Here is a 23,617-nt window from a genome sequence, read left to right on the forward strand (position 1 = left end):
AAGAATAGCAGGGCTTGCAGCTGATTCATCCTAGCTATTTGGGCCACCTTTTATAAGAGAATCAATTCTGCTCTTTTGGATTTGCCTGGGTAAGATAGTATAGCGACTTTCTCTGCCAGGCTCTCGCTCGATACGTGCTACTATACCGCTTTTCAAAGCCGACTTGGGCCTGATGGTATTACTCTGAGAGCTAGATTTCACCTTCTTGTCGGCTATGGTAACATGTTACAATAGCAAGGGGATATTCTATAAAAGTGTCTGAAGTTTCTCCAATACTTCTGACCTAGGTTACTTCGAGGCAGGCTGCCCCAAAACACATAAAAAAGCCTGACCTAGGTTCTGCTGAGAGCAGAACCTAGGTCAGGCTTTTTTATAGCTTGGAACCGTGTGCTTCGCTTCGGGTTAGCTAACGTTAGTAAAGGGTAATACGCTTCAGAACGGGCCCGCGAGCAGTGTGAAAAACAAGCAGGTAAAGCCCCGTTTCGCCGGCGGCAAACGGCAAGGATAGACTGGTATTCCCGTTGAGATGCAGATCTACGCTCGTCACGAGCTTCCCAAGAGCGTTATATACCTGTACTTGCTCCACCGCGAAGTCAGCTCGAAGCCAGTCGAGGGTGACGGCGCCGTGTGCCGGATTAGGATACACCGCAATAGATTCCGCCGCTGTCAAAGCTACCAAAGTAAAGGGGCTGGCTGTTTGATTGCGCCCGCCTTTGCCTGAAATGGTGATTGGCCCGGAAGTAGCCCCCTTGGGTACTCGGATGGTGGCGGTGGTGGGCGTAGCGGTCAACACCGGCGCCGGAATACCACCCACGTACACGGTATCGGCTAAGCCATCTACCAGAAAGTTCAGGCCCGTTAGAGCGAGTGTTTCGCCGACACTGCCCTGGGTGGGAGCAAAGGAGGTAATAGTAGGAGGGGGGAGGAAGGTAAATAAGCCAGTAGATAGTGCCTGACCTCCCGGCGTCGTGATCTGCAACAGGCCCGTTTGCGCGGTAGAGGGTACCCGTACGCGCAGACTGCTGCTCGTAGCCTCTAGCACCGTGGCTGCGCCGCCGCCTACCAATACGGTGTTGCGCTCAGTTGGGGCAAAGCGGCTGCCCGTTACGGTAACAATACCCCCCGCTTTGCCTCGCGCCGGGCTGAAACTTGTAAGCACAGGCGGATACCAAACGACAAATTCTTGCGCGCTTTCTGTTTGCCCACCTAAGGTGTTGATTCTGACCTTTCCAGATTGGGCACTTGATGGCACTACTACCTGCAACTCGGTAGCCGTGGCTTGTTGCACCACGGCAGGTACGCCATTAAACCAGACAGTGTCGTAGGTGGCTGTATTGGCAAAATGACTGCCCCTGAGCCTGACTACGCTACCCGGAGTGCCTTCCGGTGGCATCATAGCGGTTAGCGTAGGCGGCTGGTAAACGGTGAAAGCTTGTTGGCTGCGGCCAGCGCCTTCCTTCGTAACTACCTGAATAGAGCCTGTAGTAGCGGTAGCGGGCACGCGTACGGTCAGCGTAGTGGCGGTGGTACTGAGCACTGACGTAGGCACGCCATTAAACAACACTGCGTTAGCGGCCACCGAGGAGGAAAAGCGTTGTCCGGTGAGCGTAACGAGCGTGCCGGCTTTGCCCTGGGCCGGCGTGAATTGCAGCAGCGAAGGAGAGGCTAGCACCGTCGGATACGTTAAAGCTACCGCGGGCTCTACCTCTAAGGGTAGATCGTAAATTCGGTTTGTGGTGGTATTAGTGCGAATGGGCGGATTGTAATCGAAGAAAATATCCGCGTTGTTTTCAATCAACGCCTTCGCGGGCAACCCTGCCTTGGGCTGAACGCTGAATTGTACGAACCCATTGCTGCCCACCGCGTCGCGCTTGCTCGGAGGTAGGTTGATATTCAGGAACGTAAAGGTGAGCACCGGCCGGCCATGACCAGTTACAGCCAGGCGATAAGGATGAGAAGCCGCCGTAACGCGCAGGGTTCGTAGGTCGAGGTCGGAAGCTAGGGTGTCCACTACTTCTACCCGGTAGGCATCATCGCTGCCCGTGTTCTGAAAGCGCACCTCATACTGTAGCGGCACGCCGGTAGGTGTATAGTGCTGGGCTGTAACGCCCGCGGGCACCACCTGCTTGTCATTCGGATCATAAGAGTCCAGAATTGGCTTGCAGTCTTCTGCTATTTCTGGTCTGGGAGTATTTGGGGGCAGGGCGAGCATATCAGAGTTCGGCTCGCCGGTTGCACTCAGCGAGCGAACTTCCACGGTGCTGCTGGCAATGCGCTGCGTCGGATGTCCTGTAGGCTGGTCGGCTTCTACCCGCACAACCGGTCGACTAGCGGGAACGCGCAAGACCAAACTGTCGCCGCCAGCCAGCCAATACCGATGCTGAAGCGCAAGCTCACTGTTCTGATAAACCCGTAAAGCTAGGCTGTCGCGCATATCAACCGAGGTCGTGTTGCGTACCACGAAGCGCGCTTGATTATTCGCCTGAGTACGGCCCTGCACGGCTACGGAAGCCACAGGACCAGTAGCGGAAGCCGGAGCTGGATAGACGTTAAGGGGCGCAATCCACGCCTTCGTGCACACGGTCAGACCCCGCAGATCAGGGTTGCCGCACACCACCGAGTCTTGCAGCACGATGGTTCCGGCGGCATTTGGCAGCAAAGTTCCTACCTGAAAAACGTAGTTGCCGGCAGCATCCCGGGTGTAAGGAGCGCCCGCCGCAACCAGCACTACCTCCGGGGGAAATGCTACCGTGACCGTGGCATTAGGAGCCGCCGCGTAGCCGCTGTTGCTGTACGAAACGGTAGTAGTGTTGCGGAAACAGCGCCGCCGCCGATTAGAGGCAATATTTACGCGCAGAAAAGGCTTCGTGCTGACCAAGTTGCCGAAATCAGGTCCGCTTTTGCTGCTGCCATAACCTTGAAAAACAAGCGTGGCAGGCGTGGAACAAAGAGGCGTAATGGTGCGCCCTGGCTCAGGGCTAGGTACAAGCTGCTCGACGGTATAAGTGCCCGCACCCACAGCAATCGTATACTGGCCATTCTCGTCGGTAAGACCATAATAGTTGCCGGGCTGCGCCACCACGGCCATGTTGGGCAGGGCTAGCTCGCCGGCATCACGCGCGCAGTTGCTGTTGAGGTCCTGAAAAATGTTACCCGTAATGAGGTTGTCCTTGGGAGCTTGATCGGAAGTGTAGAAGCGAATCAAATCGCCCAGGATAGAAACCAAACTGCCGCTTCGGTGAGAAATGGCGAGCTGGCCCTGGTAGATCTGCGGAAGACTGGTGCGCATGCCCGTTTTGGCATCGTAGACTTGCACACCGGGCAAAAGCGGGCTGCTTACGTAAGCATTGCCGGCCTTATCTACGGCTAGTTTCACCCAACCCTCCGACTGGGAGCTGCCCGCCGTAACACGCTCTCCTAACTCTCGTACCAGCTGGCCGTTGGGCGTGAACTGCTGCACGCGCTTGCCATTATTATCGGTTACATAAATGAAGCCTCTGCCATCCAGCGCCAGCGATTTAGGCAGCAATAACTGGCCCGCGCCGGTACCTCGAGTACTGATATTAGGCAAAAGTTGTCCTTGTGGACCGAGCTTCCGCACGCAGCCGCCATAATAGTCGGTTACGTAGATGTTGCCGGCCGCGTCTACTGCCATTCCTGCTTCCGTGGACTCATAGCCGATAGTGCTCTTAAGAACAGTAAAACGCGCAAGCTGACGACCATCAGGAGTCATCTTTGTAATCTCATTCGCGTTTGTAAGCATATATATATTACCAACCAGGTCCAGAGCTAGCGCCTTTACGTTCATAGGAACGACTCCAACTCCTAACTGCCCGATCAGCTGCCCCATAGCGTTGTACTTACCGATGCTTAGTAAGCGCGAATCGTAGTAATAATAGTTGCCTACAACGTCGAAGGCTCCCGGACCTAGGGTTTTGAGGTTGCCCCACGTACCCACTAAATTACCCGTCGGATTGAACTTGTGAAGCTTGCTATTACCGTGGTGGTCGCGGTTGGTAGCGTACAGGTTCCCGGCCGGGTCAAAAGCCAAGGGAGTGAGTGTGCCGTCAAAAAGATAAGCACCAACGGGGCCTACGTAGGTTCCGGTTGATGTAAACTTCAGGATTGATGAGCCCTCGGAGCTAGTCACGTAGATGTTACCAGCTGGGTCGATGGCAATAGTTGCGGCCTCATCGTAGGACGGCCGAGATGCAGCTACCGGAATAGTTTGCAGCAACGCGCCCGCGGCTGAAAGCTTCGTTACTTTGAAGTCTTCGTTGTAGATATAGATGTTGCCGATGGCATCCAGCGCCACATCCATAGGATGAAGCAGACTAGTCGTACCCGTTTCGCTGTAGACAAACAACAGCTTACCGTTAGTATCAAACTTTTGCAGACGATTGTTGGCGGTATCGGCCACGTAGATGTTGCCGTCAGCATCTACCGTTATGCTGTTGGGATAGATAAACTGACCAGGGTTGCGGCCGGATGAGCCAAACTGAAGCAATAAGCGGCCAGTTGGGCTGTATTTCTCGATGCGGCTGTACGTGTAATTGCAAACGTAAAGGTTGCCTGCGGCATCCACGCCCATGCTTTTGCCACCGTTGTAGTTTTCTAGCGCAATAGTCTGCACCAACTCCCCACTAGGGGCTAGCTTCGTAATGCCAGGGTTGTCGAGCACATAGATGAAACCTTCCTTGTCGACGGCCACATCACTAGGAAAGGAGACAGGCGTACCAACCGTTTTGGTGAGTGAAAAGGATGGGGTTTGACCGAAACAGACCAGCTTAGTTGCCCATAGTAGTAAGAAGAGGAGTAAAGGTTTACGCATAGAAGAGGAGGTGTAGGAACAATAGGTTATTCAAATGTATATATAAAGGTGCTAAGCTGCTTTGTATTTTACTGGCGCACAGCCTAAGTAGAAACGCTACCCAAAAAGAGGATGACCCTGTAGCTGCAGAAGTTGCGGCTAACTGATGTAGGTTCCTTGGGCAGGGTTGGGTAAAACTGATAGGGTTAGGCAACCTAGCTTTTTGATAAACTAAGTCGCCGACAAAATAAGCCGAGATAATAAGGTGTCATGTTTAAGAGCGCACGTTGGTAATATTAATTTATATTGTATAATTTTTTGCAAAGACAATTTTATATTTAAAATAGTAAGTCCTTTGTAACATGTATTAATGATTATTAGTGTAGTACTCGAAGTGATATAAGTTGATTATTATCAAAGTATTTAGATAATTTATTGGTTATGTATTGATTATTATCTGGTATGATGAACTAGGGTGGCTGCCAATGCTAACTTCCTATAATGGTTTGAGAAAATGATATAAAGCAGTGGGGTGTCACAAAATTACTTTTGACGTTGCGCCTCCTGTTCCTTGCAGTGGGGTGTAAGCTTCGTTTTCACTCCATCCTGCATTATTCTATGAAGCAATTTTCTCTCTCGTTGTTTCTCCTGCTGTGGGTCACAATGATTGGTTATGCCCAAACGCGCAGCGTCACCGGCCGGGTGGTCAGCGCCGACAAAGCAGAACCCCTAATCGGCGTAACCGTCGTTGAGAAAGGAACTACCAACGGCATCTCCACCGATGTCAAAGGCGAATTTGCCCTGAACGTGGCTGGTAACCAACGCGTGACGTTAGTCGTCAGCTACATCGGCTACAAATCGCAGGAGGTGAATGTGGCTGCTGATCAAGCTAGGCTCGACATCCGCCTGTCCGCCGATGCGGCGGCTTTGGATGAGGTCGTGGTTATCGGCTACGGCACCGTGAGGAAGCGTGATCTGACCGGTTCCGTGTACTCCGTCAAGTCCGATGATATTGTGCAGACGCCTACGCACAACGCGGTGGAAGCCATTCAGGGCCGGGTGCCGGGCGCCGATATTGTGCGCAACTCCGGTGCCGCCGGAGGTAGCTCTAGCATTTCGATTCGTGGTACACGCTCCATCAGCAATGCTGGCACCGGTGCCGCCAGCAGCGTCGACCGCAACAGCCCGCTCACCATCATCGACGGCTTTCAGGGCGGCAACATCGCCGACCTGAACCCCAATGATATTGAGTCGATTGAGGTGCTGAAAGATGCTTCTTCCACGGCCATCTACGGTGCGCAAGGTGCCAATGGCGTCATCATCGTGACTACCAAAAAAGGCGCGGCGGGCAAGATAAGAGTCTCGTACAATGGCTACTACGGCGTAAACAACTACCGATTTCCAAAATCCAGGATCGGAGACGACTACCTGAACCTGCGCCGCGAAGCCTGGCGGGCAACCGGCGAATGGAGCAGCCCCGATGACGACGCTAAAATCTTCCCCGACGTGGGCGAATACGCGGCCGTGCAAGCCGGCCAGTGGGTCGATTGGGTTGACTTAGCAAAGCGCAATGGTACCCAGCAAAACCATTCCGTGTCGTTGCGCGGCGGCTCCGACAACACCAAGGTGTTTGCCTCAGCGGGCTACTTTCGCGAGGAGGGCATGTTGCGCAACAACAACTACAACCGCTACAACCTGCGCCTTAACGTTGACCAGAACATCAGCAAGATCATCAAAGCTGGTTTTCTGAGCCAGATTACTTATTTCAAGCAGAACGACCGCCAGAACCCGCTCGGCCAAGCCACCTCCATCAGCCCCCTGGGCGTGCCTTACGACGAGAACGGCAACATCAACGCGTACCCAATTCAGGCCGACCAGACCCGTGTCAGCCCGCTGGCCGATGAGCGCGGGCTGTTTGTCGCGCGCGACAACACCATCCGCACTAATATCATTGCTAATGGCTACCTGGAAGTTACGCCGGTAAAAGGTTTGTCATTCCGCTCCAACTTTGGCACGAACCTGACATTCAGCCGCCGCGGTATTTACAACGACAGAACGTCTTTAACGCAGGCCAGCACCCGCACGTCGGTTGCATCGACGGAAACGAATTTCAATCGGTTTTATAACTGGGATAATATTCTGAGCTACACGAAAGATTTCGGTAAGCACAATTTTACGATTACCGGAATTACCAACTACATCCAGAGTGATAATGATAATACATATGCGAGCGGTACCAATCAATTACTCGCGTCGCAATTGTTTTATGATTTAAGTTCGACCAGCACTGCCACTACCCGCACCATTCGTTCACCATATGTAGGGTCGAAAAATATGGCGTATGCGGGCCGCGTAAATTACAGCTACCAGGGTAAATATCTGTTGACGCTGACTGGTCGCTACGATGGCGCTTCGCGCTTGGCGGAAGGAAATAAATGGTCGTTTTTTCCTTCCGCTGCCCTTGGCTGGAATATCAGCGACGAGAACTTCCTGAAGGACGTTGAAAAAATTAGTAACCTAAAAATACGGGCTAGCTATGGCGTGGCTGGTAATTATGCCATCGACCCATATGGGACGCAAAGCGTGTTGAGCGCCAGCTCTCGCATGGGCTTTGGCGACGTGCCAGCTACTGCGTATTTGTTTCAGCCTACCGTGGGTAATCCGAGCCTGGGTTGGGAAAAATCGGCTACTACCGATATTGGCCTGGACCTAGGTATGTTCAACAACCGCGTGAGCGCCACGGTAGATGTGTACGATACACGCACATCAGATATACTGCTGCTGAGGCCATTGCCGATTTCGTCGGGTGTGCAGCAGGTGTACCAGAACATCGGTGCGACGCGCAATAAAGGAATCGAATTTGCCCTGACGACGCAGAATATTCAGGGTAAAGATTTTAAATGGTCCTCGACAATTACGTTCTCGCGCAACATCGAGGAAATCACTAGGCTGATCGACGACAAGGATATTATTGCCTCGAGTAACCCCGAAAGTAATTCGCTGCTGCTCGGTCATCCGATTCGCTCATTCTATACCTACAAAAAGCTAGGTATCTGGCAAACGAATGAAGCCGATATTGCCGCACAATATAAAATCGGTAATTACACCTTCAAGCCTGGTGACATTAAATTGGCTGATTTGAACGGTGATTTTACCTTTAATGCCAGCGACCAAACGTACATCGGTTCGAACGTGCCAAAATGGGTAGGCGGTTTTCAAAATACGTTTGCCTACAAAGGATTTGATTTGAACGTATTTCTATTTGCGCGCTACGGGCAAATGATTAATGCCGAATTCCTGGGGCGCTATAATACGGCGGGCACGGGTAACGGTCCGGCAATTATTGATTACTGGACGCCGGAAAACCCAACAAATGATTTTCCGCGGCCAAGAAGAGGCACCACGCTTAGCTCGTACCAAGGCTACACCGGCTATCAGGCGCTGAATTTTGTGGATGGCTCTTATTTTAAAGTAAGAACGCTGACCCTAGGTTACACCATCCCGAAAGGAATAGCGGGTAAAGCACTACTGGAAAATGCCCGCATTTACGCCACGGCTTCCAACCTTTTTGTGCTGGCAAAAAGTCATTTAATTAAAGATTATGACCCAGAAAGAGGCGGCAGCGAATCGACGCCGTTGAGCCGGCAATTTGTGTTTGGGGTCAATCTTAGTTTTTAACTGAGCTACGGAAATGAAAATAAATAATAAGCAGATTATTTTTTCCCGTGGGCTGGCTTTGGTGCTGGCTCTGGGCCTAGGTGCCTGCAACGACCTCGACGAATACAACCCCTCCAACGCCACCGCCGACACCGTTTGGAGCACTCCCGAGGGCTTCGTGACGGTGGTGAACGGCGCCTATTCCGAGCAGCGCTCGTGGTACGGCAAGGAAGATGGCGAGTTCATGGGCGAATCGGGGACGGACCTGTGGTTCAACCGCGACAAGAATACCTACGCCGGCCAGCTAACCCAATACGCGGGCCTCACGCCCCTGCAAGGCAACCCCAACCGGGCAGCTTGGACCTTGCTGTGGAGATCGATCAACTTGTGTAACGCCGGCATTAACCGCATCAACGAAGCCGGCTTCACCTCGGTCCAGGAGAAAAACCAGCGCGAAGGCGAGCTGCGCTTCCTGCGGGCTTACTATTACTGGCACGTCGTGGAGACATGGGGCGGCGTGATGCTGCGCACCGAAGAAACGAAGGAGCCAATTGTGACGGCTACGCGCAGCTCGGTTAGTGCTTTTTATGACTTGATTATCAGTGACCTGGAGTTTGCGGCGGCCAACCTGCCCGTGAGCTGGGGCAACGAGTACAGCCGCGCCACCAACAAAGCCGCTATGGGCTTTCTGGCGCGGGCGTATTTGTCGCGGGCCTACTATTCGAGCGGCAGCGACGCGCAAGGCTTTTTCACGAAGGCGCGCGACATGGCCAACAGCGTCATCACCCGGAAAGCCGAGCTGAAAGTAGATTTGTGGCCTAGCTATGCCGACCTCTTCAACCCGACCAACAACAAAAGGCAAGGGCGCGACGGAGGCGAGGCGCTGTACGTAATCAGCAACTCTACGAACCAGAGCCTCAACTACGACGACCAGGGCAACCGCCTGTTTCAGGTGTTTCAGACGCCCTACAACGGCAAGCCCGGCCTGGAGCAGAGCCTGGCGTACGGCTACGAAAATAACCGCCGCCTGATGCCCACGCTGACGCTGCTGGACCTCTACGACGCTACCAAAGACAGCCGTTATGAGGGCTCTTTCCAGGAAGTCTGGCTGGCTAACAAAGCCTACACCTGGACCGCCGCCGACGTGAAAACCTACAGCAAGGATGCTAGCCTGGTCGGCAAGCAGGTGAAAGTGGGCGATACGGCGCTGGTTATCACCAAGCGGGCTCTTCCCAATAAAAGCCTGAAGTCTTACGTGGTGTACGACCGCAACGACGTGTACGCGCCGAACCGCACCATCCGCGACGGCCTGAACTTCGTGACGCTCAAGAAGTTCTTCGACCCGAACCGCTCGGCGCCCAACGTGCAGGCCGGCACCAACGACGTGGTGGTGATGCGTCTGGCCGAGATGTACCTGATTTCGGCCGAAGCCGAGTTTCAGCTAGGTAACCGCGCCGCGGCTGCTACCATGATCAACGTGCTGCGGACCCGCGCTGCCAAGAAAACGCCCGTGAACCAGACCACGGCTATGCAGATAACCGCCGCCGACGTGACGCTCGACTTCATCCTCGACGAACGCGCCCGCGAGTTTGCTGGCGAGAACATCCGCTGGTTCGACGTGAAGCGCATGAAAGGCGTGCGCAGCGGCGACGACTTCGTGAACTACATCAAGCAGCGCAACCCCGACATCACGCAGGTGCAGCCCTTCCACGTGCTCCGGCCCATCCGCCAGGAAGAGCTGAACGCGCTGACCAACGGCGCGGAGTTCGGCCAAAATCCAGGGTACTAACTGTCATTCCGAGCTAAGCGAGGAATCTGAGTTAAGACCTAGGTGGATAAACCCAGATTCCTCGCTTAGCTCGGAATGGCAGGCTGCAAATCTTTTCTTCTTCTATAAAACAGCGCATCTTGCACTTCTCTTTCCTGAAACAAGCGATTAATAATCTGCTGTTTATCAGCTGCTTTCTGCTGCTATGCGCATCTAGGTCTTATGGGCTTGCTAACCCGGTGAAAGGCCAGTCGCGCACCATTGTAATTCCGAAAGCCGCGCACCCGCGGTTGCAGTTTGGCGCTCAACGGCTAGCCACGGCGCTGCAAGCAGCGGGCTACCAGGTGAAGGTGGTGCAGCAAGACAAGCCAGCCGGCAAGCAGGGGCTGATCATTGTGGGGATGCAAGGGGATGAGCTGTTGAAAAAAGCCAACGCCACCTACCAGCTAGGTGCGGCCAGAACCTTAGCGAAAGAAGGCTTTACTATCAACTCGGCAAAAGATAACGTGCTGGTAATCAACGGCGCCGATAACTCGGGCGCCCTGTACGGCTGCCTGGAGCTAGCCGACCAGGTAAAAGAGAAGAAGACGCTGCCCGCCCAAATTACCCAAATCGACCAGCCCGAAATGGTGCTGCGCGGTACCTGCATCGGCGTGCAAAAGCCAACGTACTTGCCCGGCCGCGGCGTGTACGAATACCCCTACACCCCCGAGGTGTTTCCGTGGCTCTACGATAAAGAGCTGTGGGTGAAGTACCTCGACATGATGGTCGAGAACCGCTACAACTCGCTTTACCTCTGGAACGGGCACCCGTTTGCGTCGTTGGTACGCTTGAAGGAGTACCCGTACGCGGTAGAAGTAGACGAGGCGACTTTTAAGAAGAACGAAGAAATCTTCGGCTTTGTGACCAAGGAGGCGGATAAGCGCGGTATCTGGGTGATTCAGATGTTCTATAACATCATCGTTTCCAAGCCTTTCGCCGAGCACCACAACATCAAAACCCAGGACCGCAACCGGCCTATCGTGCCGCTCATTGCCGATTACACGCGCAAATCGATTGCCGCTTTCGTGGAGAAGTACCCGAACGTGGGCCTGATGGTGGCGCTAGGGGAAGCGATGGAAGGCGTGGGCCAAGACGACGTAGATTGGTTTACCAAGACCATCATCCCCGGCGTGCAGGACGGCTTGAAAGCCCTAGGCCAGACTACGCAGCCGCCCATCGTGCTGCGCGCCCACGACACCGACGCGCAAGCCGTGATGAAAGCGGCGCTGCCCATCTACAAGAATCTGTACACGGAAGCCAAGTTCAACGGCGAGGCCCTCACGACTTACACGCCCCGCGGCCCCTGGGCCGAGCTGCACCGCAACCTAAGCCGCATCGGCACGGTGCAGATCGAGAACGTGCACATCCTAGCCAACCTAGAGCCCTTCCGCTACGGCTCAGCCGACTTCATGCAGAAGAGCGTACAGGCGATGCACAACGTGTACGAAGCTAACGGTTTGCACCTCTACCCGCAAGCCTCGTACTGGGATTGGCCCTACACCGCCGACAAGGTAGCGCAGCGCCAATTGCAAGTAGACCGCGACTGGATCTGGTACAAAGGCTGGGCCCGCTACGCCTGGAGAGCCAACCGCCCGCGCCCTGCGGAAGTGAACTACTGGGGCAACTCCATCGGCGAGATGTACGGCTGCGACGAACAAGCCGGCAAAGCCATCTTGGAAGCCTATGAAGAATCGGGCGAAATCTCGCCTAAGCTCCTGCGCCGCTACGGCATCACCGATGGCAACCGCCAGACGCTGACCCTAGGTATGCTGATGGGCCAGCTCATCAACCCGAACCGCTACGGCTTGTTCACGCTGCTTTATAACTCGGAAGCGCCAGAGGGCGAGATGATTATCGAGTACGCTGCGAAGGAAGCCGCCCGCCAGCCGCACATCGGCGAAACGCCCCCGCAAGTAGCCGACGAAGTGGTGGTGCACGGCCGCAAGGCAGTGGCCGCCATCGAGAAGGCCGCGCCGAGCGTGACGAAGAACAAAGAAGAGTTCGAGCGCCTCAAAAACGACATGTACTGCTATGACGCCATGGCCAACTTCTACGCCGAAAAGGCGCGGGCCGCCGTGCAGGTGTTGCGTTACAAATACTCCAACAACGTAGCCGACCTAGAGCTGGCCGTGCCGCCCTTGCAGCGCAGCATCGAGCATTTCAAGAAGCTGGTGGAGCACACCCAAAACGCTTACCTCTACGCCAATAGCATGCAAACCTCCCAGCGCAAAATTCCGATGCGTGGGGTGGATGGTACCTACAAAACCTGGGTGGAAATGCTGCCAGTGTACGAGAAGGAGCTAACCAACTTCCGCCACAACATCGACTCGCTGAAGGCCATCAAGCCCTCGGCCCAAGCCAAGAAGCTCGTTGTTCTGAAGAACGCCCCGGTGAACGTGCTCAGCAAAGTCGAGGGCTACTACACCATTGCTCCTGGCCAAGAGGTGTTTGCCGATACTACCGCGCAGATCAAGGAGTTTGCCCCGGAGCTAGTGGGATTGAAAGGGGTGCTACTCTCCAAAGCTAGCCAGCAGCGCCAAGGCACGGAAGTGAAGTTTTCGACCACCAAGCCGGTGAAAGTGCTGGTGGGCTACTTCGAGAAAAAGGGCAGCGGCTACTTGCAAGCGCCCCAACTCGAAACTGATGCCACCGCCAACGACTTCGGCCAAGCCGACACCAAAACCGCCCATGCCCTGCTGGTTGGCAAGCTGCCGCCCGTGAACGTGCATACGTTCTCCTTCAAAGCCGGCACGCACACCTTGAACCTAAACCGAGGCGCCTGCCTGATCCTAGGCTTCATCGACGGCAACCAAGACGTGCGCACCTACGACGCTGGCCTAGGTACGGGCGGGGAGAAAAAGGAAATCGACTGGCTTTTTGAGTAAAGTGTCATTCTCCAGTCGGGCGCAAGTAGCGCGGACTTTGTAGTCCGCGGCGTGAACAAGCTAGGCGCGGACCACAAAGTTCGCGCTACATAAAGAGGTAGTACAAACCATGCATTTACGAACCAAGCTTCTTCTCTCCTTCGCTTGCCTAGCCCTGTGGCAACGGCCGCAACCTAGCTTTGCGCAGCAGAGCACGCCCGTGGTGCTGAACACCGATAAGCTGAAAAGCAGCGTCGCGTACTTCAACTCGCTGGACACGGAAGAAGCCGTGAAAAACTACGTCACCAACGCCCAGTCGGCTGACTGGATGGCGCAGAATGTGCCGCTGTTTGAGTGCCCCGATTCGGCCATCCAGGAGACCTACTACTACCGCTGGTGGACCATGCGCAAGCACCTGAAGCAGACCCCCGACGGCTACGTATTCACGGAGTTTATCACCCCGATGAACCACGCGGGCGTTCATAACACGATCAGCAGCGCCCTGGGTCACCACATCTACGAGGCCCGCTGGCTGCGCAATCAGCAGTACCTCGACGAGTACATCAAGTTCTGGCTGTTCGTCGATCCGAAGCAGAAGAAGCCGCACCTGCACGCCTTTAGCAGTTGGCTCGATGATGCCGTGTACAACCGTTACCTCGTCAAGCCCGACCTAGCTTTCGTGCAGGCCGTGCTGCCCGCCCTCAACGACGATTACCGCCTGTGGGAAACGGAGCGCAAGCTGCCCAACCAGATGTTCTGGCAGTTCGACGTGCGCGACGCCATGGAGGAATCTATCAGCGGCTCGCGCAAGGCCAAAAACGTGCGCCCCACCATCAACAGCTACATGTACGGCAACGCGAAGGCGCTGGCAGCTATGGCAGCGCTGGTGAAAAACGACAGCCTCACGCGCAAGTACAAGCAGAAGGAAAAGGAGCTGAAGGTGTTGGTACAGAAGAATTTGTGGGATGAGCCAGCGTCGTTCTTCAAGGTAAAATACGAAGCTGGTCCGCTCTGCGAATCGCGGGAGGAGCTAGGCTACATCCCGTGGTACTTCTCCCTGCCCAACGACAAAGCCAAGTACGCCAAGCAGTGGGAGCAGCTCACCGACACGGCTGGCTTCAAAGCCAAATGGGGCCTAACTACCGCCGAGCGCCGCGCCCCCACCTTCCGAACCCACGGCTCCGGCCACGGCTGCGAGTGGGACGGCGCCGTGTGGCCCTTCGCCACCACCCAAACCCTGAAAGGCCTCGCCAACCTGCTCACTCAATACAAGCACCAAGACGGCATGAGCCCCCAGGTGTACTACGACGAGCTGCGCAAATATGCCCTTTCGCACCAGAAGAATGGCGTGCCCTACCTAGGTGAATATCAAGACGAAAAGAACGGCTACTGGCTCAAAGGTGACAACCCCCGCAGCAGCTTCTACAACCACTCCGGCTTCTGCGACTTGGTCATCAGCGACCTAGTCGGCCTAAAGCCCCGCACCGATAACAAGGTGGAAGTCTTCCCGCTAGTCCCGGCGGGGAAATGGGCGTGGTTCTGCCTCGATAATGTGCCCTACCACGGTAAGAGCATCACGGTGCTGTGGGACGAAACCGGCCAGAAATACGGCAAAGGCAAAGGCCTGCGCATCTACGCCGACGGCAAGCAAATCTACCAAGGCAAAGACTTGAAGCGCGCATTGGCGACGCTGCCAGGCTAGGTAATTCGTCTCGTTCAGGTGGGGCGCCTCACCCCCCGGCCCCCTCTCCGAAAAGGAGAGGGGGAGCCTGATGCAAGAAGTGCGAAGTGCTAGGTTCTCAGTTTTAAGTGACCTTTTTAACGCAACCTTCAACCCTTCTCACCCAACACTTCAGACGATGGCTCCCCCTCTCCTTCTCGGAGAGGGGGCTGGGGGGTGAGGCGTCCCACCTGCATTAATTACTTCATTATTCAACCTCAAGTACCTTATGAAGCAAAACGGAATACTCCGAAACCTCAAAAGCCTAGCCTTCGGCTTGTTGCTTTTGCTGGCAAGTTCAACGGCTTCCGTTGCGCAGCAGTACTACAACGTGGTGAAATACGGCGCGCGCCGCGACAGCAGCAAGCTAGCTACCCAGGCCATTGCCAAAGCCATCGACGCGGCTTCGAAGGCGGGGGGCGGCACGGTGTATTTCCCGGCGGGTAAGTACAAAACCGGCCCGATTCACCTCAAAAGCAACATCACCATCGACATTGATGCGGGGGCGGAAATCTACTTCAGCAATAACTTCGACGACTACCTGCCCATGGTGCAGTCGCGCTACGAGGGCGTAGATGTGATTAACTTCTCGCCGCTGTTTTACGCCTACAAAGTGGAGAACATCACCATCAAAGGTCGCGGCCTGATTGATGGGCAGGGCAAGAAATGGTGGGCGTTTGCCGAGGGCAAGTCGCGGCGGGAAAACGAGTCGAAGTGGCAGAAGGAATTCCGGCGCCTGAACCCGGAGGTGCTGAACAGTCTGAAGCCTGACGTACCGGGCGTGATGGAGCGCGCCTTTTTGCGGCCGCCGTTCATTCAGCCTATGTACTGCAAGAATGTGCTGATCGAAGGCATCACTATTCGCAACTCGCCCTTCTGGACGGTGAACCCCGAGTTCTGTGAGAACGTGACGGTTACGGGCGTGACGATCAACAACCCGAAGTCGCCGAACACCGACGGCATCAACCCGGAGTCGTGCAAGTACGTGCACATTTCCAACTGCCACATCAGCGTCGGCGACGACTGCATTACCATCAAATCGGGTAAGGATGGTCCGGGCCGTAAAATGGCCGCACCAGCTGAAAACTATACCATTACCAACTGCACCATGCTCTCGGGGCACGGTGGTGTGGTCATCGGCAGCGAGATGTCGGGCGACGTGAAGAAAATTACCATTTCCAACTGCATCTTCGACGGTACTGACCGCGGCATCCGCATCAAGACGGCCCGCGGCAGGGGAGGGGTAGTGGAGGAAATCAGGGTGGACAACATTGTGATGAAGAACATCCGCGAACAGGCCATTGTGCTGGATATGCAGTACGCTAAAAGCCAGCCCGAGCCCATCACGGAGCGCACCCCTAGGTTCCGCAACATTCACTTCAGCAACATCACCGCCGAGACAAACCAAGCGGGCTACCTAAACGGCTTGGAGGAGATGCCCATCGAAAACGTCACCTTCAACAACATGAACCTCAATGCCAAAACCGGCTTCACGGTGAAGCAAGCCCAGAACATTGAGTTTCACAACGTGCAGGTAAATGCCGCCACCGGCCCCGCCGTGCGCGCCGAAAACGTGAAAACCCTGCTGCTCGACGGCGTACGCACCCTAGCTCCCAAAGCCGCCACCGCCACTATCGACCTGACCAACGCCGAAGATGTGTTCGTCTATAACTCCTTCCCCGCCGCCGGCACCGAAACCTTCCTGAAGCTCAACGGCGACAAAACCAAGAACGTGGTGCTGCGCAACAACAACTTCAAGTACGTGAAAGCGCCGCTGAAGAAGGAGGATGCGGTGAAGGAACAAGTGGTAGTGGATTAAAAAACGATTAAGAACGAACCCTCCAGAACGTCATGCTGAGCTTGCCGAAGCATCTCTCCCGCTTCGCCTACCGATTGTAGAGACGCGACACTTCGCGTCTCCCCTTTGCACGATCACCTAGCCAAACAACATCAGCAACGAGGAGACGCGAAGTGTCGCGTCTCTACATCAGCCTGGCGTTTACAACGAAGTAGTAGAGATGCTTCGACCAGCTCAGCATGACAATTATCAATAGTATGATCAACCTGCGCTTTGTCCTCAGTATCACGGGATTATTATGCTTAACCTTAGGCACCAGTGAGGCGCAGCAGCTAAAGCTACAGTACAACCAGCCTGCCGAGAAGTGGACCGACGCCCTGCCCATCGGCAACGGCAAGCTCGGCGGTATGATGTTCGGTGGGGTGGCGGAAGACCGGATTCAATTCAATGAAGCCACGCTCTGGACGGGGCGGCCGCGTACCTACTACCGCGAAGGTGCCGCGCAGTACCTAGGTCCCATTCGCCAACTACTGGCGGAGGGCAAGCAAGCCGAGGCGGAGGCCCTAGCCGAACAGCACTTTATGGGCGTGAAGGACCACGAAGGCGAGTACGAGACGCAGAAAACGGCGTGGCTGCAAAAGGTGAGTGCCGTGAACGTAACGGCTGCTCTAGCGCCCGGCCACACTTGGCAGAACCTAGCTGTTTCGGCGTTAAATGGTTGGGAAAGTGTTGGTTTGGAGGGTCTTGATGGCGCCGTGTGGTTCAAGACATCGTTCGATGTGCCCCAGGCTTGGGCTGGCAAAAACCTGACGGTGGCCCTAGGTCGCATTCGGGATGTGGACTACACCTACGTGAACGGCACCCAGATCGGCACCGACGAAGGCATCAGCAAAAAGCGGCGCTACACCATTCCGGCCGCGGCGCTGCATGCTGGCAAGAACCAGCTGGTAATCAAGGTGCTGAACTTCTATGATAAGGGTGGCCTGATCGGGGTGAAGGAAAAGCAGCCGGTATTTGTGGTGTATCCCGAAGGTGGTAGCCCCGAAACCAACGTGCCGCTCGACCCGGCTTGGCAGTACTGGATTCAGGACGATCAGCCGCCGCTGTTTCCTTCTTACGAAGCGAGCTACCAGCCCTTTGGCGACGTGTATTTGCAGTTTCCGCAAGCTGGCACGCCCACTAAGTACCACCGCGAGCTAGACCTGAACGAGGCCATCACGCGGGTTTCGTACGCCAGCAACGGCGTCAACTTCACCCGCGAGTATTTCGCCAGCGCGCCCGGCCAAGCTATCATCTGCCACCTCACAGCCGATAAGAAAGGCGCCCTCAACCTAGCTGCCTTACTGAAAAGTCCGCACAAGCAAATGACTACGCGCCGCGTGGATGACCACACCCTAGCCCTCTCAGTGCAGGTGCGCGACGGGGTGTTGCGGGGCGTGAGCTACCTACGAGTAGATGCCAAGCGCGGCAAAGTGACGGTGACGAACGACCAGATTAAGCTGGAAAACGCCGACGAAGTCACTTTCACCCTGACGGCAGCTACTAGTTTTAAGAACTACAAAGACGTATCAGCCGACCCGGAAAAGCTAGCTGCTCAGGCTCAAGCCTCTAGCAAAGGCAAGAAGTACGATGCCCTAAAAGCCGAACACCTGCGCGAGTACCAAGGCTACTTCAAAAGCTTTGCCGTGGACCTAGGTCACAGCGCCAACGAAAACTTGCCGACGGATGAGCGCATTCAGCGGTTTAGTCCGAACGCCGATCCGGCGCTGCTGGCCTTGTACATACAGTACGGGCGCTACCTGCTCATCTCCTGTTCGCGGCCCGGCGCGCAGGCGGCCAACCTGCAAGGCATTTGGAACGAGTCGCTTACACCGTCGTGGGGCAGCAAGTATACTACCAACATCAACTTGCAGATGAACTACTGGCCAGCGGAGGCGCTGAACCTTTCGGCCTGCACCGAACCGCTGTTCCGGCTGATCGATGAGGCAGCCGAAGCGGGCAAAGGCACCGCTAAAGCCCATTACAACGCACCTGGCTGGGTGCTTCACCACAACACCGATCTGTGGCGCGGCACGGCGCCGATTAATGCCTCGAATCACGGCATTTGGGTGACGGGCGCGGCGTGGCTAACCCAGCACATTTGGGAGCATTACCAGTTCACGCAAGACAAAGAGTTTCTGCGCCAGCAGTACCCGGTGATGAAGGAAGCAGCTAGCTTCTTCGTGAACTTCCTGGTGAAGGACCCCAAAACCGGTTGGCTTATCAGCACGCCCTCGAACTCACCGGAGCACGGCGGCTTGGTGGCCGGCCCGACCATGGACCACCAGATTATTCGGGAGCTGTTCAAGAATTGCAGCGCCGCCGCCCAAGTGCTCGGCACCGACGCCGATTTCCGAAAAACGTTAGCAGAAAAAGCTAGCCAACTTGCTCCAAATCAAATCGGTAAGCACGGTCAGCTACAAGAGTGGCTCGAAGACAAAGACGACCCCACCGACACCCACCGGCACGTGTCGCACCTCTGGGGCGTGTTCCCCGGCACCGACATCACCTGGGCCACGCCCGACTTGCTAAAAGCCGCCAAACAGTCGCTGCTCTACCGCGGCGACGAGGGCACGGGCTGGAGCCTAGCCTGGAAAGTCAACCTGTGGGCTAGGTTCAAGGACGGCGACCATACCCTCCTGATTGCGAAGAACTTGCTTTCGCCCGCCGAAACCGGCACCGGTAGCGAGCGGGGCGGCGTGTACCACAACCTGTTCGACGCGCACCCGCCCTTCCAGATCGACGGCAACTTCGGTGGCGCGGCGGGTCTGGCCGAAATGCTGGTGCAAAGCCAAGCCGGCTACCTCGACCTGCTGCCTGCCCTACCCACTGCCCTACCCACCGGTGAGATTCGCGGCCTCTGCGCCCGCGGCGGCTTCGAGCTAGCTATGAAGTGGCAGCAAGGCAAGCTCCAACAACTTGAAATTCTGTCGAAAACGGGTGGCACCTGCGTGCTGCACTACGGCACCAAAGAAGTGAGCCTAGCGACGCAAAAGGGTAAAACCTACCGACTGAACGGTGATTTGAAGTCGCTTTAATACCCACATTACCGTCATGCTGCGTTTGCCGAAGCATCTCTACTGCTTCGCCTACCGATTGTAGAGACGTAACACTTTGCGTCTTGTCGTTGCGGATGTTGTTTGCCTAGGTCGTTCCAGGTAGATCGTTCAACGACGAGACGCGAAATGTCGCGTCTCTACATCGTTCTGATTTCGGCAGCGAAGCTTCGACAAGCGCAGCATGACACGGTCTTTTTTATTGTGAATATTTCCTCATGGCTAAACAGTTTATGTTTGTTGTCAAGCACTTAACGTTGCTCGTGCTGCTGATGCTGGCTGCTACTGCGGCTAGGTCACAGTCGGCGCTTCGCCACACCATTCCGCTCGAAACGGACTGGCGCACCGTAGCCGACGACAAGAACCCGCAAGCATTCAACGGCTTCGAGCAAGCTAGCTTTTCGGACAAAGACTGGAAAACCGTCGCTGTGCCGCACAACTGGGATGCCTACGAAGGCTACCGCCGCTTGCGCCACGGCAACCGCCACGGCTACGCGTGGTATCGCAAGACCTTCACTGTCAAGCCCGAAAAAAGCGGCCAGCGCTACTTTCTGTTTTTCGAAGGCGTGGGCTCCTATGCCACGGTGTGGGTGAATGGCAAAAAGGTAGGCTTCCACGCGGGCGGCCGCACCACCTTCACGCTCGATGTCACCGAGGCCATCCACCTCGATGGCAAACCCAACCTGCTAGCCGTACGCGCCGACCATCCGGCCGGTATCCAGGATTTGCCGTGGGTGTGCGGCGGCTGCTCCGAGGAGCGGGGCTTTTCGGAAGGCTCGCAGCCCATGGGCATCTTCCGGCCGGTGCAGCTCGTCGTGACGAGCCCGGTGCGGGTGGAGCCATTCGGCGTACACATCTGGAGCGATTCGACAGTGTCGGAGAAGTCGGCGCAGCTATACCTCACCACGGAGGTGAAGAACTACGAAAGCAAGGCTAGGCCCGTCGCGGTATTGAGCCAACTGCTTGACAAGAAGGGAGCTACGATAGCGGAGGTGAAAACCAAGCAGCAGCTTCGGCCGGGCGTGGTTACCATTATCAAGCAGCAATTTCCGCGTCTTAATCAGCCGCATTTGTGGTCGTTGGAAGACCCGTATCTGTACCGCCTCGTCACGCGGATAGTGGAAAAGGGGAAGCCGGTTGATGAACTCGTCACCCCTTACGGCATTCGTTGGATTAGCTGGCCCATCGGCAAAGCGGCTGTCAACCAGAAAGCGTTTTTGCTCAACGGAAAGCCCGTATTCATCAACGGTGTTGCGGAGTACGAACACTTGCTCGGGCAAAGCCACGCCTTCAGTGCTGCCCAAATTCGGACGCGGGTACAGCAGATGAAAGCGCTCGGCTTCAATGCTTTCCGCGACGCGCACCAGCCCCATAATCTGCGCTACCAAGCCAACTGGGACACCCTAGGTTTGCTCTGGTGGCCGCAGCTTGCCGCCCACGTGTGGTACGACACGCCCGCCTTCCGCGCCAATTTCAAAACCCTGCTCGTCGACTGGATTAAGGAGCGGCGCAATAGCCCTTCCATTGTGCTCTGGGGCCTGGAAAACGAAAGCACGCTGCCTGAAGATTTCGCCAAGGAATGCACCGCCCTCATCCGGCAGCTCGACCCCACAGCGTCAAGCCAGCGGAAAGTCACGACCTGCAACGGCGGCAAAGGCACCGATTGGGACGTGCCCCAAAACTGGACGGGCACCTACGGCGGCGACCCCGCGAGCTACGCCACCGACGTGCAGCGCCAAGTGCTGGTAGGTGAGTACGGCGCCTGGCGCACCCTCGATCTGCACTCCGAAGGTCCACCCATTCTTAACAACGGCCCTTTCAGCGAAGACCGCATGACGCAGATCATGGAGACGAAAGTGCGCTTGGCGGAATCGGTAAAGGACCAGACCGCCGGGCATTTCTTCTGGATCTTCACCTCGCACGACAACCCTGGTCGGGTGCAGGGCGGCGAAGGGCAGCGCGAGCTAGACCGCATTGGCCCCGTGAATTACAAAGGCCTGCTCACGCCCTGGGAGGAGCCCACCGACGCCTTCTATATGTTTCGGGCCAACTACGCGCCCAAGGCCACCGAGCCGATGGTGTACATCGCCTCCCACACCTGGCCCGACCGCTGGCTCACGCCCGGCAAAAAAGACAGCATCACGGTGTACTCGAATTGTGATGAAGTAGAGCTGTTCAACGACGTAAACAGCACCTCCCTAGGTCGCAAAACGCGGGCGGGTGTCGGCACGCATTTTCAGTGGGATGGAGCTGCTATTCAGTACAATGTGCTGTATGCCGTGGGCTACGTGCAGGGCAAAGCGGTGGCCAAAGATTACATCGTGCTGCACCACTTGCCCCAGGCCCCGCACTTCAGCGAGTTTCTCGCCGGGGCCAAACCCATCACAGCGCCGCAACCTAGCTACAATTACCTCTACCGCGTGAACTGCGGCGGCCCTACGTACGTCGACAAAAGCGGCAACACTTGGCTCGCCGATCAGCCCCGCACCGACGCTAGTACCTGGGGCTCTGAGTCGTGGACGAATGACTTTCCCGGCCTAGCGCCGTTCTTTGCTAGCCAGCGCCGCACCCACGACCCCATCCTAGGCACCACCGACGGACCCTTATTCCAAGATTTCCGCTACGGCCGCGACAAGCTCCGCTACAGCTTCCCCGTGCCCGATGGCGAGTACCTAGTAGAGCTCTACTTCACTGAACCCTGGCTAGGTACCGGCGGTGGCCTCAACTGCACCGGCTGGCGCCTATTCGACGTGGCCATCAACGGCGAAACGGTGCTGCATGACCTCGACATCTGGAAGGAAGCCGGCCACGATCAGGCCCTGAAGAAGACGGTGAAAGCACGCGTAACCGGTGGCCAGCTTATGATTTCCTTCCCCCACGTGGCTTCCGGGCAGGCGCTGATTTCTGCCCTCGCTATTGCCTCCGCCGATGCTAATGCTAAACCTGCACCTAGCTCACCGGCTGTCATCGGGAAGCTGACGGTAGCCGACCCCGCAGCAGCCAGTAAGTGGTCGGCGCAAACGTGGCTGGATACCGGCCAGTCGCCTTACACCGACGACCTAGCCGCTTTCAGCGAACTACCCTCTGGATTGTACGGCGCCGAGTGGCTACGCACGCCGAAAACCATGACCACCACCCCGCCACGAGTATCGTTCGACGTGACCACCACTGCCGATGTCTATATCGGGTTGGACGCCCAAATAACTGCCTTGCCCGCCTGGCTGAAAGAGTACGAGGATACGAAAACCAGCTTAGCTCTAGCGCAGGATGGCGGCCACTTGTTCCGGGTGTACCGCCGGCGCTTTCCAGCCAAAGCGACCGTCGAGCTAGGTCCGAATGGCAGCGCGGCGGGTAAGAAACCGCTGGCCTACATTGTGGCCGTGAACCGCGCTAGCACTATTGAGCCCGCCTACGACCTGAAGCCTACCACCGGCTACAAACCGGCTACAGCTCGCGTATCGGGCCCCGGCATGGTGAAGGAGACGGTGAACACGAAGGAGAGCATCACCTTCAAGGAACCTGCCGGCGGCGCCTTGGAGTGGACGTTCGCCGTGGGCGTAGCCGACACATATTCGCTCACTTTCCGCTACGCCAACCCGCTCACCCAGAAGCTTACCGGCAAGCTCACCGTCGCCTACGCCGATGGCACCTTGATCAAGGAAGAACCCGTGGAGCTGGAGCCGTCCAAAACCGGCAAGTGGAATTACCTGACCACCTCTACCGGCAGCATGATCAACGCCGGCAGCTACCGCGTGAAGCTAACCGCCACCAACGCCGCCGGCCTAAGCGTATCTGGCCTGGATGTGCAGTAGTTTAAAAGGTTAAAGGTTAGAAATGTTGAATTAAGGGATGAGAAGTTCTGA

The 23,617-nt window shown here is 56.2% G+C and carries 8 protein-coding genes; 7 read left to right on the forward strand and 1 reads right to left on the reverse strand.

Features of this window, described 5'->3' with window-relative positions; all coding sequences use genetic code 11:
* Positions 1-412 precede the first annotated feature (412 nt).
* A complete protein-coding gene (locus IEX74_RS11835; RefSeq protein WP_188814209.1) occupies positions 413-4,831 on the reverse strand; it encodes a DUF7619 domain-containing protein in 4,419 nt (1,472 codons plus the stop codon).
* A gap of 597 nt (positions 4,832-5,428) precedes the next feature.
* Between IEX74_RS11835 and IEX74_RS11840 the strand changes: the two genes are divergently transcribed.
* From IEX74_RS11840 to IEX74_RS11870, 7 genes are all read left to right on the forward strand, one after another.
* On the forward strand, positions 5,429-8,488 hold the full coding sequence (locus IEX74_RS11840; protein ID WP_188814210.1) for a SusC/RagA family TonB-linked outer membrane protein: 3,060 nt from the start codon (positions 5,429-5,431) through the stop codon (positions 8,486-8,488).
* Positions 8,489-8,501: 13 nt separating this feature from the next.
* The gene (locus IEX74_RS11845; RefSeq protein WP_188814211.1) at positions 8,502-10,256 is read left to right on the forward strand and encodes a RagB/SusD family nutrient uptake outer membrane protein; all 1,755 of its coding nucleotides are present in this window, start codon (positions 8,502-8,504) and stop codon (positions 10,254-10,256) included.
* 119 nt (positions 10,257-10,375) lie between these two features.
* Positions 10,376-13,162 carry an alpha-d-galacturonidase gene (locus tag IEX74_RS11850; protein WP_229755238.1) on the forward strand — a complete coding sequence of 929 codons (2,787 nt, stop codon included), beginning with the start codon at positions 10,376-10,378 and terminating at the stop codon, positions 13,160-13,162.
* Between the two features lie 109 nt (positions 13,163-13,271).
* Complete coding sequence (locus IEX74_RS11855; protein ID WP_188814212.1) at positions 13,272-14,843, forward strand: MGH1-like glycoside hydrolase domain-containing protein; 1,572 nt, start codon at positions 13,272-13,274, stop codon at positions 14,841-14,843.
* Positions 14,844-15,090: 247 nt separating this feature from the next.
* The gene (locus IEX74_RS11860) at positions 15,091-16,680 is read left to right on the forward strand and encodes a glycoside hydrolase family 28 protein (protein WP_188814213.1); all 1,590 of its coding nucleotides are present in this window, start codon (positions 15,091-15,093) and stop codon (positions 16,678-16,680) included.
* Positions 16,681-16,898: 218 nt separating this feature from the next.
* A complete protein-coding gene (locus tag IEX74_RS11865; RefSeq protein WP_229755239.1) occupies positions 16,899-19,736 on the forward strand; it encodes a glycoside hydrolase family 95 protein in 2,838 nt (945 codons plus the stop codon).
* 236 nt (positions 19,737-19,972) lie between these two features.
* Entirely contained in the window at positions 19,973-23,566 is a 3,594-nt protein-coding gene (locus IEX74_RS11870) for a malectin domain-containing carbohydrate-binding protein (protein ID WP_229755240.1), read from the forward strand.
* The last annotated feature ends 51 nt before the right edge of the window (positions 23,567-23,617 follow it).

Origin of the sequence: Hymenobacter cavernae (genome assembly GCF_014641455.1) — a bacterium.
Lineage (GTDB): Bacteria > Bacteroidota > Bacteroidia > Cytophagales > Hymenobacteraceae > Hymenobacter > Hymenobacter cavernae.